Source organism: Curtobacterium sp. SP.BCo (assembly GCF_051903265.1).
Classification (GTDB): Bacteria; Actinomycetota; Actinomycetes; order Actinomycetales; family Microbacteriaceae; genus Curtobacterium.
In genome coordinates this window covers 3,159,410-3,174,916 of record NZ_CP194337.1, presented here as the reverse complement: position 1 = coordinate 3,174,916, position 15,507 = coordinate 3,159,410, and the positions used below count along the sequence as shown (strand labels likewise).

General features: G+C 71.4%; 13 protein-coding genes. 6 read left to right on the top strand and 7 right to left on the bottom strand.

All coding sequences use genetic code 11. The annotated features are described in order from the left end of the window. Positions 1–2: 2 nt before the first annotated feature. Genes ACRQ4B_RS14965 through ACRQ4B_RS14955 form a run of 3 tightly spaced genes read right to left on the bottom strand, consistent with a single transcriptional unit; the run spans position 3 to position 3,246 of the window. Entirely contained in the window at positions 3–920 is a 918-nt protein-coding gene (locus tag ACRQ4B_RS14965; protein WP_439692185.1) for a carbohydrate ABC transporter permease, read from the bottom strand. Next, a complete protein-coding gene (locus tag ACRQ4B_RS14960; protein ID WP_439692184.1) occupies positions 917–1,951 on the bottom strand; it encodes a carbohydrate ABC transporter permease in 1,035 nt (344 codons plus the stop codon). The genes ACRQ4B_RS14965 and ACRQ4B_RS14960 overlap by 4 nt, the downstream gene beginning before the upstream one ends. After that, the gene (locus ACRQ4B_RS14955) at positions 1,948–3,246 is read right to left on the bottom strand and encodes an ABC transporter substrate-binding protein (RefSeq protein ID WP_439692183.1); all 1,299 of its coding nucleotides are present in this window, start codon (positions 3,244–3,246) and stop codon (positions 1,948–1,950) included. Before ACRQ4B_RS14955 ends, ACRQ4B_RS14960 begins: the two co-directional genes overlap by 4 nt. A gap of 216 nt (positions 3,247–3,462) precedes the next feature. Between ACRQ4B_RS14955 and ACRQ4B_RS14950 the strand changes: the two genes are divergently transcribed. From ACRQ4B_RS14950 to ACRQ4B_RS14930, 5 genes are all read left to right on the top strand, one after another. Beyond that, entirely contained in the window at positions 3,463–5,484 is a 2,022-nt protein-coding gene (locus ACRQ4B_RS14950) for an aldo/keto reductase (protein ID WP_439692182.1), read from the top strand. Beyond that, on the top strand, positions 5,463–6,485 hold the full coding sequence (locus tag ACRQ4B_RS14945; RefSeq protein ID WP_439692181.1) for a LacI family DNA-binding transcriptional regulator: 1,023 nt from the start codon (positions 5,463–5,465) through the stop codon (positions 6,483–6,485). Before ACRQ4B_RS14950 ends, ACRQ4B_RS14945 begins: the two co-directional genes overlap by 22 nt. Before the next feature lie 212 nt (positions 6,486–6,697). After that, complete coding sequence (locus tag ACRQ4B_RS14940; RefSeq protein ID WP_439692180.1) at positions 6,698–8,221, top strand: MFS transporter; 1,524 nt, start codon at positions 6,698–6,700, stop codon at positions 8,219–8,221. 428 nt (positions 8,222–8,649) lie between these two features. Then, on the top strand, positions 8,650–9,159 hold the full coding sequence (locus ACRQ4B_RS14935) for a flavin reductase family protein (RefSeq protein WP_439692179.1): 510 nt from the start codon (positions 8,650–8,652) through the stop codon (positions 9,157–9,159). Positions 9,160–9,203: 44 nt separating this feature from the next. Beyond that, on the top strand, positions 9,204–9,818 hold the full coding sequence (locus ACRQ4B_RS14930; RefSeq protein WP_079236628.1) for a superoxide dismutase: 615 nt from the start codon (positions 9,204–9,206) through the stop codon (positions 9,816–9,818). Positions 9,819–9,920: 102 nt separating this feature from the next. Here the strand turns inward: ACRQ4B_RS14930 and ACRQ4B_RS14925 are convergent, their stop codons facing one another. Then, positions 9,921–10,496: a hypothetical protein gene (locus tag ACRQ4B_RS14925; protein ID WP_439692178.1), complete on the bottom strand. Its 576-nt coding sequence runs from the start codon at positions 10,494–10,496 to the stop codon at positions 9,921–9,923. A gap of 159 nt (positions 10,497–10,655) precedes the next feature. Between ACRQ4B_RS14925 and ACRQ4B_RS14920 the strand changes: the two genes are divergently transcribed. Then, a complete protein-coding gene (locus ACRQ4B_RS14920) occupies positions 10,656–11,630 on the top strand; it encodes a carbohydrate kinase family protein (RefSeq protein WP_439692177.1) in 975 nt (324 codons plus the stop codon). A gap of 186 nt (positions 11,631–11,816) precedes the next feature. Here the strand turns inward: ACRQ4B_RS14920 and ACRQ4B_RS14915 are convergent, their stop codons facing one another. The 3 genes from ACRQ4B_RS14915 to ACRQ4B_RS14905 are packed head-to-tail and all read right to left on the bottom strand — an operon-like array spanning position 11,817 to position 15,138. Next, positions 11,817–13,283, bottom strand: coding sequence for a serine hydrolase domain-containing protein (locus ACRQ4B_RS14915; protein ID WP_439692176.1), 1,467 nt, complete (start codon positions 13,281–13,283; stop codon positions 11,817–11,819). Further along, entirely contained in the window at positions 13,280–14,629 is a 1,350-nt protein-coding gene (locus ACRQ4B_RS14910) for a cryptochrome/photolyase family protein (protein WP_439692175.1), read from the bottom strand. Before ACRQ4B_RS14910 ends, ACRQ4B_RS14915 begins: the two co-directional genes overlap by 4 nt. Further along, a complete protein-coding gene (locus ACRQ4B_RS14905) occupies positions 14,626–15,138 on the bottom strand; it encodes a MarR family winged helix-turn-helix transcriptional regulator (protein WP_439692174.1) in 513 nt (170 codons plus the stop codon). Before ACRQ4B_RS14905 ends, ACRQ4B_RS14910 begins: the two co-directional genes overlap by 4 nt. Positions 15,139–15,507: the final 369 nt, after the last annotated feature.

The following is a 15,507-nucleotide window of genomic DNA, read 5'->3' as shown; positions in this document are numbered from 1 at the left end:
CGTCATCCCTTCAAGGCGCCGGCAGCGATGTTCGCGATGAAGTGCCGCGAACCGATGATGAACACCCCGATCAACGGGAACACGCTGATCACGGCACCCGCCATCACCGCCCCCAGGTCCGTCGCGTTGACCGAGCTGAGCCCGGCGAGGGCGACCTGCAGCGTCTGTCCCTTCGGGTCGATGAGGACGATGAGCGGCCAGACGTAGTCGTTCCAGGCCGTGATGAACGTGAAGATGCCGAGGAACGCCAGGCCGCCGCGGAGCATCGGCACCGCGATCGACCACCAGGTCCGGAAGAACCCGGCGCCGTCCACGCGAGCGGAGTCGATCACCTCGTTCGGGATCGACCCGGTCGCGAACTGCCGGAGCAGGAAGATCCCGAACGCGTTCGCCGCTCCCGGGACGATGAGCGCCTGCAGGCCGCCGATCCAGCCGAGGTGCGCCATCAGCACGAAGCTCGGCACCAGGGACAGGCTGCCGGGCACCAGGAACGTGGCGAGCATCACCGTGAAGAGCGATCGCTTGAACGGGAACTCGTACTTCGCGAACGCGAACGCGGCGAGGGAGTCGAACAGCATCACGAGGACGGCGGTCCCGCCGGCGACGATGACCGTGTTGAGGAGCGCACGGAGCATGTCGACGTTGCTGAACACGGACGCCACGTTCGCCAGCGCGTTGCCGCCGAACCACAGCGAGGGCGGGTACCCGAAGATCTCGGCGTTCGTCGACGTGGACATCACGAGCAGCCAGTAGAACGGGAAGATCGACAGCACCACGCCGACGATCAGGCACACGTGGGTGACGAGCCGACCCACCCATCCGTGCGACGGGCCACGTCGGTGGTCGTCCGGTCGGTCGGCCGCGGCACCCGGTCGGCCGAGCGCGGCAGCGGTGTTCGTCGTGGTCGGTGTCGCGGTCATGCGTCGACCCCCTTCGGGGCGGTCCGGACGGCGCGCGGGGTGCGGAGCCGCCGTGGTGTCTTCAGTCCGTCGCGTTCACTGAGCAGCCGCCAGTTGATGATCGCGAAGACCACGGAGAAGATGAACAGCACCCAGGCGATCGCGGACCCGTACCCGAAGTCGAACTGGTTGAACGCCTGCTCGTACTGGTAGAGCACGATCGTCATGCCGGCCTCGTCCGGACCGCCGACGGCCTGCCCGTTGAACAGGATCTGCGGTTCGGTGAAGAGCCCGAGGCCGCCGATGGTCGACGTGATGACGGTGAACAGGATCACCGGCCGGAGGAGCGGCACCGTGATCCGGGAGAAGATCTGCCACGAGTTCGCCCCGTCCACCTTCGCGGCGTCGTACAGCTCGGTGGAGATCGACTGCAGGCCTGCGAGGTAGATGATCGCGTTGTACCCGGTCCACCGCCAGATCACCATCACCGAGATCGTGACCTTGATGCCCCAGTACGACGAGAGCCACCCGACCGGATCCGCGCCGAGCGCCCGCAGTGCGGCGTTCACCAGACCGAACCCGTCGGAGAACACCGAGCCGAACACGATCGCCATCGCGACCATGCTCGTCACGTTCGGGATGAAGTACGCCACCCGGTAGAAGCCCTTGCCGCGGATGTTGCCGTGCAGCAGGAACGCGAGCACGAGCGCGAGGAAGAGCATCGGGACCGTCGACATGATCCAGATGAGGAACGTGTTCGCCACGGCGTTCCAGAACCGGGGGTCGCCGAGCAGGTACTGGTACTGGGCGAACCCGACGAACGCGGGGGAGCCGACACCGTCCCAGTCGGTGAACGACAGCACGATCGAGAACACGATCGGGAAGAGTCCGAACACCAGGAACAGCACGTAGAACGGCGCGATGGCCACGTACTGCGGCCAGAACCGCCGGAGGCCGAACCGCTTCCCGGTGGCCGCGGTGCTGATGGACGACGTGGGGGTCCCGACGACCGCCGGGATGCTGGTCGTCGGCGGAGCCTGCTTGGTGCTCATGCGCGGACCCCGCGCTTCTCGAGGACCCGGTTGGTCTGGTCGACGGCGTCCTGCCAGGCGCGGTCGGGGCTCTTGCCGGACTCGACGTTCGTGATCTCGGTCGCGAAGGCGCCGACGAACCGCTCGGCGTTCGAGATGTACGTCACGGGCACGTCCATCGCCGAGGCGTTGAAGAAGCCGAGCGGGTCCTGGTCGCCGAAGTAGTTCCCGGGGTTCCGCATCAGCCCGTTCGAGAACGACGCCGGCGTGGAGGGGAACAGCTGGATGTCGTTGTAGGTGTGCGACTGCACCTCGGGCGAGGTGATCCACTGCGCGAACGCCGCAGCCGCCGCCGGGTCCTTCGACGACTTCGGGACCGCGAGGAACGAGCCGCCGCTGTTCCCGGGGCGTTCGGGTTGCCGGGCGATCCGCCACTTCCCGGCGGCGTCCGGCGCGGTGTCGTGGATGACCTGCGTCCACCAAGCGCCCTCGATCTGCCCGGCGACGCGGCCGGAGACCCAGCCGGCGTTCTGGTCGGTGCCGGACTGCAGGTTGCCGGTCAGGCCCGACCGGATGCACGCCACGGCGTTCTCCCACGCCCGACGCACCGAGCTGTCGTCGCGTTCGAACACGGGGCGGTCCTCCCGGTCGAAGTAGCGGGTCGGGCTCGCGGAGACGTACTGGTTGAAGAGCTGGGTCGCCGTGATCACGGTCGCCGCGCCGGCACCCTTGCGGATCTTCGCGCCGAACGACCGGAACCCGTCCCACGTCGTGATGGCGTCGGAGACCTCGTCGGGGTCGGTCGGCAGCCCGGCCTTCGCCAACACGTCCTGTCGGTAGAAGAACCCCGTCGGCCCGGTGTCCACCGGCCAGAAGCACTGCCGACCGCTCGGGGTCCGGCCGAGCGCCAGCTTCCAGTCGTAGTACTCGCCCTGCTTCGCCGAACCGCCGTGGTCGTCGAAGTCGGTGAAGAGGTCCTCGTCGGGGAAGTACAACCAGCAGTTCGAGTTCACCATCAGGACGTCGGGGATGAACGCGTTCCCCGCGAGCGCGGTCCGGAACTTGGTGTCGTAGGAGGCGCCACCGATCAGGTCCGGACGGAGCCGCTTGGGTTCGTGCCCGCTGATCCCTCCCGCGGCCTGCCGCAGGAACTTCGGGTCGAGGGACCGGTTCCAGTACCAGAGCACCAGTTCGTCGGGGTCCTTCGAGATGGCGGTACCGGTGGAACACCCGGCGAGGAGCGCCGTGGTGGCGAGGGCGCCCGCACCGGCGAGGAACCCCCGCCGGCTCAGACTGGTCGATGGTGCTGCTGTCACGGAGTACCTGCTCTCGTCATTGAGATGGGATCTGCGCCGGGATCGGGGCGGACGCTGCGATCGGCCCCAGGAGCGTTCGACCGTGAACGCTCACGAAGTGGTGCAGAGCCTGCCCCGACCGACACGCCGTGTCAAGCGCCGACATCATTGCAACGGCGTGATGAGGGCGTTACGGTCGTTGCGACCGTGAAGGTTCACGACACGATAGGGATCCGCATGTCAGCGCAGACCGCGACCACCGCCACCGGCACCACGAACTGGGCCGTCCTCGGCCCGGGCAGCATCGCCCGCCGCTTCCTCTCCCAGCTGTCGTCGAGCAGCGCCGGCGCGACCCTGGTGGCCGCCGGCAGCTCGTCGGCCGAGCGGGCGCAGGCGTTCGCGGACGAGGCAGCCGAGCACGGTTTCGCCGACGTCGCAGCCCTGGGCTACGACGAGGTGCTCGCCGACCCCGACGTGCACGCCGTCTACGTGTCGACGGTGCACACCGGCCACGCCGCCCTGGTGCTCGCCGCGCTCGCCGCAGGCAAGGCCGTGCTGTGCGAGAAGCCGCTGTCGCCGAACCACGGCACCTCGATGGCGCTCGCCGACGCGGCACGCCAGGCGGGACTGCCGCTCGTCGAGGCGTACATGTACCGCTTCCACCCGCAGACCGCCGCCCTGCTCGACCTCGTCCGACAGGGTGCGGTCGGCGACGTCACGCACATCGACGCCTCGTTCGCGTTCCGCGCCGGCACCCGCAGCGGTCGCCTGTTCGACGTCGACACGGCCGGCGGCGGGATCCTCGACGTCGGTGGCTACCCGGTGACGATGGCGGCAGCGATCGTGCAGGCCGCCACCGGGGAGCGCGTCGCGGAACCGACCGAGCTCACCGCCGTCGGCACCCTCGGCCCGACCGGCGTCGACGAGTGGACCGTCGCCCACCTCACCTACAAGCACGGGATCACGGCGGACGTGCGCACGGGTGTCCGCGTGCAGGACGACAACGCCGTGGTCGTGCACGGCACCACGGGGAAGCTCGTGCTCACCGACCCGTGGACCCTCGGCGACGACCCCACGATCGAGGTCCGCACGGTCGACGCGGACCCCCGCACACTGTCCTTCGCCGGTGCGCACCCGTACGCGCTCGAGGCCGACGCGACCACCGCCGCGCTGGCCGACGGTCGTGTCGACGCACCCGAGTTCACCCTCGACGAGTCGCTCGCGGCCGCGCGCACGCTCGACAAGTGGCGTGCCGCGATCGGCCTGCGCTTCCCGTTCGAGGCGGAGACGGTCGGCATCCCCACCGTGAGCGGTCGTCCGCTCCGGGTGCAGGCGGACAACCCGATGCGCCACGGCGAGATCGCGGGCGTCGGGAAGCGGATGTCGCGCCTCGTCATGGGCGTCGACAACCAGCCCGACCTCGCCCACGCCAGCGCGATCTTCGACCTGTTCGTCGAGCAGGGCGGCAACGTCTTCGACACCGGGTACATCTACGGCGGCGGCGTGCTCGAGGGGCGTCTCGGCAAGTGGATCCAGAACCGCGGCGTCCGCGAGGACGTGGTGGTCATCACGAAGGGCGCACACACGCCGTTCTGCGACCCGGAGTCGTTGTCCCGTCAGCTGCTGGAGAGCCTCGAACGCCAGGGCACCGACTACGCGGACATCTACATGATGCACCGCGACGACGAGAGCATCCCCGTGGGGGAGTTCGTCGACGTCCTCGACGAGCACCGTCGCGCGGGGCGCATCCGCGTCTACGGCGGCTCGAACTGGAGCACCGCCCGGTTCGACGAGGCGAACGCGTACGCCCGCGCGAACGGCAGGCACGAGTTCGAGGTGCTCAGCAACCACTTCGGGCTCGCCGAGGCGTACGACGTGCCGTGGGAGGGCTGCCGGCACGCGACCGACGCCGCGTCGAAGCAGTGGCTCGAGGAGCGTCAGGTCCCGCTGCTGCCGTGGTCGTCGCAGGCGCGGGGATTCTTCACCGGTCGTGCGAAGCCGGAGGACACCAGCGACGCCGAGCTCGTGCGCTGCTACTACAGCGACGAGAACTTCGAGCGCCTCCGGCGGGCGTCCGAGCTCGGGGAGCGGTTCGGCGTCCCGGCGACGGCGATCGCCCTGGCGTACGTGCTGCACCAGCCCTTCCCGACGTTCCCGCTCTTCGGACCGCGTACGATCGCGGAAGCCCGTTCCTCGATGACGGGCCTCTCCGTCGACCTCACTCCCGAACAGGTGGCATGGCTGGACCTCCGCGACTGACCGACCCGGTCCCCGCCCCCGGCGGCCGGGCGACGATCATCGACGTCGCTGCGGCCGCCGGGGTCTCCCGGCAGACCGTCACGCGTGCCATGAACGGCATGTCCGGCATCAGCGCCGCGACCAAGCAGCGCGTCCTCGCCGCTGCGGAACGGCTCGACTACCGCCCGTCCCGGTTCGGCCGCGGCCTGGTGACCGGCGGGGACCACCAGCTCGGCCTGGTGGTGAACGACCTCCGGAACCCGTACACGCCGCAGCTCGCCTCGGCGGTGTTCCGACTCGCCGCCGAGCAGGGTTGGAACGTGATGCTCGCGGACGTCGACCTCGCGAGCGACGCGGACCGGATGGTGCAGGCGCTCGGCGCGCAGACCGACGTGGTGATCGGCTACCTCGGCGCGCGACGGGAGCGGTGGAACGACTTGCTGGGCACCGTCCCGATGGTCGAGCTCGACCCGTCGGACGGCCCGCCGACGGGCGCGGTCTGGATCGACCCGTCCGAGGCGATCGAGGTCCTCGCCGACCACCTCGTGGCGACCGGCGTGCGGCACCCGGTCGTGCTCGACAACTCCGACCCGGACCACACGAGCGTCCGTGGCGAGCTCATGCTGGAGGCCCTGCGGCGACGCGGCTACCTGCCGGAGCTGGTGCACGCACCGCACGGCACGGCCGAGTGCGGTGCGGAGGAGACGGCGCGGATCCTCCGGCACCGCCGCCGCGAGGACGCGATCCTCGCCTTCAACGACGTGATGGCGCTCGGCGTCCTGCAGGCCTGTCGCCGGGCCGGGGTGGACGTCCCCGGCGATGTCCGGGTGGTCGGCGTGGACGGGCTGCCGCTCGGTTCGCTGGTCGCCCCGACCCTCACGACGCTCGCGGTGGACCTCGACGCCGTCGCGCGCGAGGCGCTCGACCTCGCCCTCGGCATGCTCTCCGGCGAGCTGCCCCGGCAGGGCGAGTCGGTGCAACGCACCGTGCGACACTCGCTGCTGCTGCGCGAGTCGGCCTGACGACAGCGCCCCGCCCTGGGCGGGACCAGGCGACGGACGGGAGGCGCGGGGCGGGCCGGCACCGTGCCTCCCGGCCGCGCTTGGTTGCATTTGCAACCATAACCGTCCAGACGGTACACTAACGGAGTCCTGACGGGACGCGTGTCGACCCCGCGTCCCGTCTCGTCTGCTCCGCCGTCGACCTGGTCCGGCTCGAAGTCCCAGGAGTCACCGTGTCCGCACTGCTCACCAGCCCGATCCCCACCGCAGCCACCGGGAGCCGTACCCGTCGGTTCGCCACGCTCGCCGTGCTCATGCTGCCCGTCCTGCTCATCTCGGTGGACAACACCATCCTGAGCTTCGCCCTGCCGTCCATCTCGCGCGCGCTGAACCCGGACGCCACCACCCAGCTCTGGATCGTCGACGCCTACCCGCTCGTGCTCGCCGGGCTGCTCGTCGTGATGGGCAGCATCGGCGACCGCATCGGACGCCGCCGGATCCTGGTGATCGGGGCGAGCGGCTTCGCGTTGTTCTCCGTCGCCGCGGCCTTCGCGACCGATGCCTGGATGCTCGTCGCCGCCCGCATCGCGATGGGGGTCTTCGGCGCGATGCTCATGCCCGCGACGCTCTCCATCATCCGCAACGTGTTCACGAACGCGGGGGAGCGCCGGATGGCCCTCGCCGTCTGGTCGACGATGTTCGCAGCCGGCAACGCCCTCGGCCCGCTCGTCGGCGGCACGCTGCTCGCCCACCTGCACTGGGGTGCGGTGTTCCTGGTGGCCGTCCCGATCCTCGTGGTGATGCTCGTCGCCGTGCCGTTCTGCGTGCCGGAGTCGCGGGACCCGCACCCGGGGCCCGTCGACGTGCCGAGCATGTTCCTGTCGCTCGGCGCCCTCGCCCCGACCGCGTGGGCGATCAAGTCCGTCGTCCACCCGGAGGAGCGCGGCTTCGCGATCGCGATGCTCGCCGTCGGCGTCCTCTGCGGCATCGCGTTCGTCCGACGCCAGCTGCGCTCGCGGACGCCGATGCTCGACCTCCGGCTGTTCCGGAGCACCGCGTTCACGGGCAGCGTGCTGATGAACATGGCCGCGATGTTCTCGCTCACCGGGTTCCTGTTCTTCATCGCGCAGCACCTGCAGCTCGTCGCCGGCCTCGACCCGTTCACGTCCGGCATCGTGCTCGTCCCGGGTTCCGTTCTGACGATCGTCGCCGGCCTGGTCGTCGTGCCGATCGTCGCCCGGGTCGCGCCGCGCTGGGTCGTCGCCGTCGCCCTGCTGTTCTCGGCCGCTGCGTACGCGATGGTCGCCGTGCTCGGACACCACGCGTCGATCGTGGCGCTGGCGTTCGCGTTCGTCCTGCTCGGCATCGGCATCGGCGCGTCCGAGACCGTCACGAACGACCTCATCATCTCCACGGCGCCGGCGGACAAGGCCGGTGCGGCGTCGGCGGTGTCCGAGACCGCGTACGAGATCGGCGCGGTGCTCGGGACGGCGGTGCTCGGGACGATCCTGGCGACGGCGTACCGCGCGCACGTGGTGGTGCCGGGCGGGCTGAGCTCGTCGGCGCACACGGCTGCCCAGGAGACCCTCGGCGGTGCGGTGTCGGCGGCGTCGACGCTCGGCGGGTCCGCGGGGCAGGTGCTCCTGGAGTCGGCCCGGGCAGCGTTCGACTCCGGGGTGACGATCACGGCGGGGGTCGCTGCGCTCCTCATGGTGGTCGCCGCCGCGGGGTCGGTCGTCATGCTCAAGCGCCGGTAGCGCGCCGCCGGCCCCGGGCCGCTCGCGCCCGCGCCCTGCCCCGCGCCGCCCGGGCGGCGCCCGCGCCCGCGCCCGCGCCGCATGGTGAGCAGAAGACGTCGGGTCGGCGCCCGCGACCCGACGATTCCTGCTCACGAAGCGCCCCGGGCCGCCCACGGCGCACCACGCCCCACGCCGCCCGTGCCGCCGCCCGCGCCGCACGGTGAGCAGAAGACGTCGAGTCGCCGCCCGCGACCCGACGATTCCTGCTCACGAAGCGCCCCGGTGACGTCCGGCGAGCGTCCAGCGCACGTCACACGGGGTCACACGGCGCGCCCGGGATCGGTCGAACCTGGGAATCGTTGACCTCAACCATGGTTGAGGTCATACGTTGGGACATGGCCGCGGAGCCGCGGCCCTCCCCATCCGAAGGAACGACCACGACTCCCATGCCCGACGAAGCACCGGCGACCATCGCGGACGCCTACAAGGCCGCGTTCCGCGGGCACCCTGCCGGTGTCGCCGTCATCACCGCCGAGGGGCCCGACGGTCCGACCGGCCTCACCGCGTCCAGTGTCGCCAGCGTCGCGATCGACCCGCCCGTGCTCGTCTTCTCGCTGTCCACGAACTCCGGGTCCGCCGGCGTCGTGCTCGGTGCACCGCTCTTCGTGGTCCACCTGGTCGACTCCCTGGGCGTCGGTCTCGCGAAGCGGTTCGCGGCCGCGGGCAGCCCGCCCGCCGACGACCCGATCTGGGGGACGCTGCCGTCGGGGGACCGGTACCTGCCGAGTGCCGCGAGCGCCCTCCGCTGCCGACCGCTCTCGACCACGCCGATCGGCTCGTCGACCGTGGTCGTCGCCGAGGTCCTCGACATCGTCGTCGGCCTCGAACGGGGCGAGCCGCTGGTCTACCACAACCGGGAATTCCACTCCCTCACCGATCGTTCCCGGCTCCTGTGAGCCGCGGAGCACCATCCGCCAACCACTGATCGAAAGGAACTCACATGGCTGAGTACACCCTGCCGGAGCTGCCGTACGACTATGCCGCACTCGAGCCGCACATCAGCGGCAAGATCATGCAGCTGCACCACGACAAGCACCACCAGACCTACGTGACGGGTGCGAACACCGCGCTCGAGCAGCTCGCCGAGGCCCGCGAGTCGGGCAACCTGGCGAACGTCAACAAGCTCGAGAAGGACCTGGCGTTCAACCTCGGCGGTCACGTCAACCACTCGATCTTCTGGACCAACCTCGGCCCGGACACGAAGGTCCCGGAGGGCGAGCTCGCCGCCGCGATCGACGAGTTCTTCGGCTCGTTCGAGAAGTTCCAGGCCCAGTTCACCGCCGTCGCCACGGGCATCCAGGGCTCCGGCTGGTCCGTCCTGGCGTGGGACACCGTCGGCCAGAAGCTCACCACGTTCCAGCTGTTCGACCAGCAGGCCAACGTGCCGTTCGGCCTCGTCCCGATCTTCATGCTCGACATGTGGGAGCACGCGTTCTACCTCGACTACCTCAACGTCAAGGCGGACTACGTGAAGGCCGTCTGGAACATCGTCGACTGGGAGAACGTCGCGGCGCGCTTCGCGAACGCGAAGTCGCAGCGTTTCGTCACGCTCTGAGACACCGACAGCGGGTCACGTGACGTGACCGACTGACGGACTGGAGGCGCGGTGCCGGCTGGCACCGCGCCTCCAGTCCGTCCGGGGTCGTGTTGCGGGCGGTCAGGCCGTCGCGAACTGTGCCCCGGCCACCAGCTTGTGCGCGATCGCGCGGAGCGCGGCGTCGGTGTCGGTGTTCTCGCGGTCGACGATCGTGCCCCACTGCGCACCGCGCGCCGCGAGGACCGCGCCGAGTGCTGCCCGGTCGGCGTCGGCCGGACCGTACCCGTGCGACCGGCACCAGGCGGCAACGGCGGCGATCTGCTCGCGGTGGAACGTCCGCTCGCGGTCGCGGCTGTCGATCGACTCGACGGCGCCGAGCTCGAAGGTGAGCCGGGCCGCGAGGGAGCGCTCCGGGTCGTCGAGGCGACCGAACACGGCGATGAGGTACTCGGTGAGGGCCAGGTCGTCGGCGGTCGGCTCGAGGACCACGTCCGAGACGGTGTCGGCGAGGTGCTCGACCACGGCGTCGATCAGGGCGTCCCGTGAACCGAAGTGGTAGACGATCGGGTAGGCGCTGGTGCCGAGCACCCGGCCGAGGCTGCGGACCGAGACGTCCTCGAGCTTGGTGTCCTGGAGGTGCTGCGTCACCTTCGCGATGATCGCGGGCTTGAGCGTCGGGTCGGGCTTCCGGGGCATGGCGTCTCCAGCGGGGTCGTGGGCGGTACGCGACCGTTCACATACGATCAGTGAGTATATTACCGTCTCGTGTCCGGAACCGCCAGACTGCTCCTCGGCGTGGAGGTGTGCGGAGTCACAGAAACCGAGTTCCCCTCGTCTCCACGTAGGATGGGCGCGATGTCCATGCCGTCCCAGCGCTCCGAGGCCCCGTCACGGCCCGAAGCGCCCCGTGCCGGACGGGCGGTCGCGGGCCGGCGTCGTGGCGCGGGGAAGCGGTTCCTGGTCGTCGGCGACGTCCTGGACGGCGTGCTCGTTCAGACCACGGCGGCGACGGCGAACGTGCACGACCCGGCCGCCGTGATCCGGCACCGCCCGGTCGGCGCCGCGGGGAACACCGCGACCTGGCTCGGCTGGCTCGGCGCGGAGGTCGACCTCGTCGGCCGGGTCGGTGTCGAGGACGTCTACCGCCACGAACGCGGGCTCGCCGACGCCGGCGTGCGGGCGCACCTCCGCTACGACGCCCGGGCCGCGACCGGCGCCGTGGTGTCGGTGCGCAACGGCGACGGACGGACGGCGATGTCCGACCCGGCGGCCAGCGGAGTGGTCTCCGGGGACGACGTGCCGCTCGACCTCGTCGGCCGTGCCGACATCGTCCATCTCACCGGGTCCGCGATGCTCGGCGGCGGCGGGGTCGACCGGATCGCCGGACTCGTCGCCCGGGCCCGCAGCGGGACCGCCCGCGTGGCGCTCGACCCGTCGTCGGAAGCGGTCGTCCGGGCAGTCGGCGCGTCGGAGTTCCTCGGGGCGCTCGAGGGCGTCGACGTGCTCTTCCCCAGCGAGCAGGAGGCGCTCGCGCTCACCGGCGCGTCCTCGGCTACGGACGCGATCGCCGTGCTGACGACCGTGGTGCCGCTCGTGGTCGTCACGATGGCGCACGACGGGGTACTGCTCGGACGGCCCGGTCGGAGCCCCCAGCGCGTCCCGATCACCCCGGCCACCGTGGTCGACACGCTGGGCGCGGGCGACGCCTTCGCCGCCGGGTTCCTGCGCGCCTGGGCGACCGATCCCGTGCGGGTCGGTGCCGCGGCACGCGAGGGGACCCGGGTCGCGGCACGTGCGCTCGGCTTCGTGGGCGGACGACCGCCGGTCTGACGGCGCGCGGGAGCCGGTGGTCGGCGTCCGGTGGGCCATCCGGGTTCCGCCGCGGCTGGCCGCAGCGTTCGCCGTCGCAGCTGGCCGTCGGCGTTCGGCGGGATCTGCCGCGGATGGCCGTCGGAGTTGGGCGGGTGACGCCGCGGCCCACCGTCAGCGGTCGCCGGGTGATGCCGCGGCCCACCGTCAGCGTTCGGCGGGTTCCGCCGTCACCGTGAGCGTCTGCACCAGTCCGGCGGCGAGGGGCGCGAGCCGGATCTCGACCCGCAGCCGGCCCGCCGACCCCGGGAGCCACCAGCGCAGGTGCGACGGCGCCGCGGAGGACTCCTCGACCGGCGGCGCGGTCACGTCGGCTCCGACGGCGGCGACCGCCTCGGCGATCGCACGGCGCCGACGCTCGTAGGGGACGTCCTGGGCGACGTTGGGCGTGCAGACCGCGTCCGCCAGGGCGTCGTCCCAGTCGGCCAGGAGGCGCGTGACGGCGCCCCGGGCCGCCCGCGTCGCCGCCGTGGTGCGTCGTGTACCCGGAGCGGCGAGCGGGATCGTGGTGCTCCCGGTGGACGTGGTGGTGGTGGGTGCCTCGGCGGCCTCGGTCAGGACGATGTCGAGCGCACGATCGGCGGCCGCGGAGACCTTGGCCTGCGTGGCGTTCTCGAACGCGACCACCCCGAGGCCGTCGCGGACCGACCACCGCATGTGCGCGGAGAAGCCCGGGTAGCCGCCGGAGTGCGAGACGAGCTCGCCGAAGCGCGGGTCCTGCTCGACGAACAGTCCGAAGCCGTACGCGGTGGCCCGGGTGGACGCCGGCACCACCGCGCCGGGCACCACCCGCATCGCCTGCTGCATGAGCCGACGGTCGGCGGGGGAGAGCGGGCCGGGGCGCGGGGCACCGGTGAACGCCGATGCCAGGTGCGTGCCCCACCGGGCGAGGTCGGCGACGGTCGAGAACAGGCCGCCGATCGACGAGAAGGCGCCGGGTCCGGGTGTGGCGAGCGGTTCCCAGCCGTCTCCGTCCGGTCGGACACCGGTCACGACGTACCCGCGCGACTCGGCGGCGCTGAACACCGTGTCGTCGAGTCCGAGCGGACGGAGCACCGTCTCGGAGGCGACCTCGGTGTACGGGGAACCGGTGACGACCGCGATGACACGACCGAGCAGGGCGTACCCGGTGTTCGAGTAGGCGAACCGGGTGCCGGGCACGGAGTCGAAGAGCAGACCGTCCCGGAGCACCGCGTCGAACTCGGCGTCGGAGAGGGATTCCTGCCGGTCCGCCCACGGGTCGTCCGTGGGGAAGCCGGCCGCCATCGTCAGCAGCATCCGGAGCGTCGGCACGGGGGAGTCCGGGGTGGGGAGCGCCACGTCGGCGAACGCCGGGACGAAGTCGGTCACCGGGGCGTCGAGCGCGACCTGCCCGTCGGCCACCAGGGTCAGCAGTGTGGCCGCCGTGACGCTCTTCGTGCACGACGCGATCCGGTAGACCGTGTCGGCGTCCGGCGCACGGCCGTCGCCCCGGTCGCCGTGCCCGCCGGACACCACGAGCCCGCTGCGGTCGAACACCCCCCAGACGCTGCTCGGCGCGGTGCGGAGCTCCTCCACCCGCTCGCGGAACACCGCGTCGACCGCATCGGCCGTGCGCTGCACGCCGGGGTTCACGACCGACGCATCCGGTCGTACGCGTCGAGGGCTCGCTGCCGGGTTTCCTTCAGGTCGACCATCGGGTCGGGACGCTCCTCGTCGGCGGGGACCCAGCGGTGCACGTACTCGCGGTGCGGGTCGAAGCGTTCGAGCTGCCGGTCGGGGTTGAACACCCGGAAGTACGGCGCCGCGTCGAATCCCGAACCGGCGACCCACTGCCAGTTCCCGGCGTTGTTGGCGGAGTCGGCGTCGACGAGGGTGTCCCAGAACCACTGCTCACCGATGCGCCAGTCCACCAGCAGGTTCTTCACGAGGAAGCTCGCCGTCGCCAGCCGGACGCGGTTGTGCATCGCCCCGGAGTGCCACAGCTCCCGCATGCCGGCGTCGACGAGGTCGAACCCGGTGGTGCCGGTGCGCCAGCGGTCGATCTCGTCCTCCGGGGCATCGCGCCAGGGGAACGCGTCGAACTCGCGCCGGACGTTCACCGTCGTGATGTCCTCGCAGTGGAAGTGCTCGTTCCAGTTGAACTCGCGCCACGCCAGCTGCCGGAGGAACGCGGCCGCGTGCTTGCGCTGTTCCGGTTCCAGGTCGCCGTGCAGCCGGTGCCACACCTGGTACGGGCTGACCTCGCCCCAGCGGATGTGCGGGGACAGGTAACTGGTGGCGGCCTGCGCCGGTTCGTCGCGCTGGTCGTAGTCCTCGAGCGCGTTGCCGACGAAGTGTTCGAGGCGACGGTGTGCTCCGCGTTCGCCCGGCTCCCAGGCATCGCGGAGACCCCCTGCCCAGTCGGGGTGGGTCGGCAGGAGCCCCCAGTCGTCGAGATCGTCGCTCGTGACGCGCGCTGGACCAGGCAGGTCGCGGGGCTTCGGGAGCGGGTGCCGCGGCTCCGGCATCGCCTGTGCCGCCCGCCAGAAGGGCGTGAACACCTTGTACGGCTCGCCCTGGCCGGTGAGCACGGTCCACGGTTCCCAGAGCAGGTTCGCCGCGAAGCTGTGGGCCTCGACCCCGCCGTCGGTCAGCGAGGTCTTGATGCCGGCGTCGAGCTCGCGTTCGGCCGGGCCGTAGCGGCGGTTCCAGAACACGGCATCGGCGCCGCTGTCGGCGACGAGCCGGTCGATCTCGGACGCGGCGGCTCCGCGCCGGAGGGTCAGCCGCGAGCCGCGGTCGCGGAGCTCGCCGTCCAGTGCCGTCAACGAGTGGTGGAGCCACCACCGGCTGGCCGACCCGATCGGCCGGATACCAGGGGACTCGTCGTCGAGCACGTACGCCACCGTGACGTCGCCGCCGTGGTCGATCGCGGCGCGCAGTGCGGGGTTGTCGGCGAGCCGGAGGTCGTCACGGAGCCAAACCAGCGCGCCGGTCACGCCGTCGCCGCTTCCACCGTCGAGGCTGCTCGTGCCGATGCGCGCCGCGGCGCTGCCGGCCCCGCGGCCGTCCGGAGCTTCGTGCACAGTTCGGTCAGGGTCCGGAGCTCGGCGTCGTCCAACCCGGCACCGACCTGGTCGGCGATGGTCTGGGCGTGCTGCACGGCGACCGCGCGGTAGACGTCGAACCCGTGGGCGGTGAGCGCCACGATCACGCCGCGGGCGTCGGCGGGGTCGGGCTGCTTCTCGACGATGCCGCGCGCGGTGAGCCGGTCGACGAGACGGCTGACGCTCGGCTGCGTGAGGAGCAGGTGCCCGGTGAGTTCGCGCATCCGGCAGCGTCGACCGGGCTGGGTCGACAGGTTGAAGCAGACGTCGTACTCGTTGAAGGAGATCTCGCCCCCGGGGAACTCGGCGTTGAGTGCGCGCATCACCGTCACCTGCGCCCGGAACAGGGCCTCCCAGGCCGCGACGGCGGTCGCCTTCTCGCTGCGGCGTGACTCGTCCACGATCGCGCTCCCTCCGGTCGTACGGTCATCCCACACTAGCGACGGGGTCGGACACACGATGCCGCAGACGCGCAGCGATGTCCCCCGGGAACGCAACGAGGGCCGGTCGTCACGTGGACGACCGGCCCTCTCCCTTGCAGGACCAGCGCAGTTCCGGAACGCAACGAGGGCCGCCCACCGGTTTCCCGACGGACGGCCCTCTCCCTTGCAGGACCAGCGCAGTTCCGGAACGCAACGAGGGCCGGTCGCCCAGTGGACGTCCGGCCCTCTCCCTTGCAGGATCAGCGCAGTTCCGGAACGCAACGAGGGCCGCCCACCGGTTTCCCGACGGACGGCCCTCTCCCTTGCACCAAGAGTGTCCTGCAATCA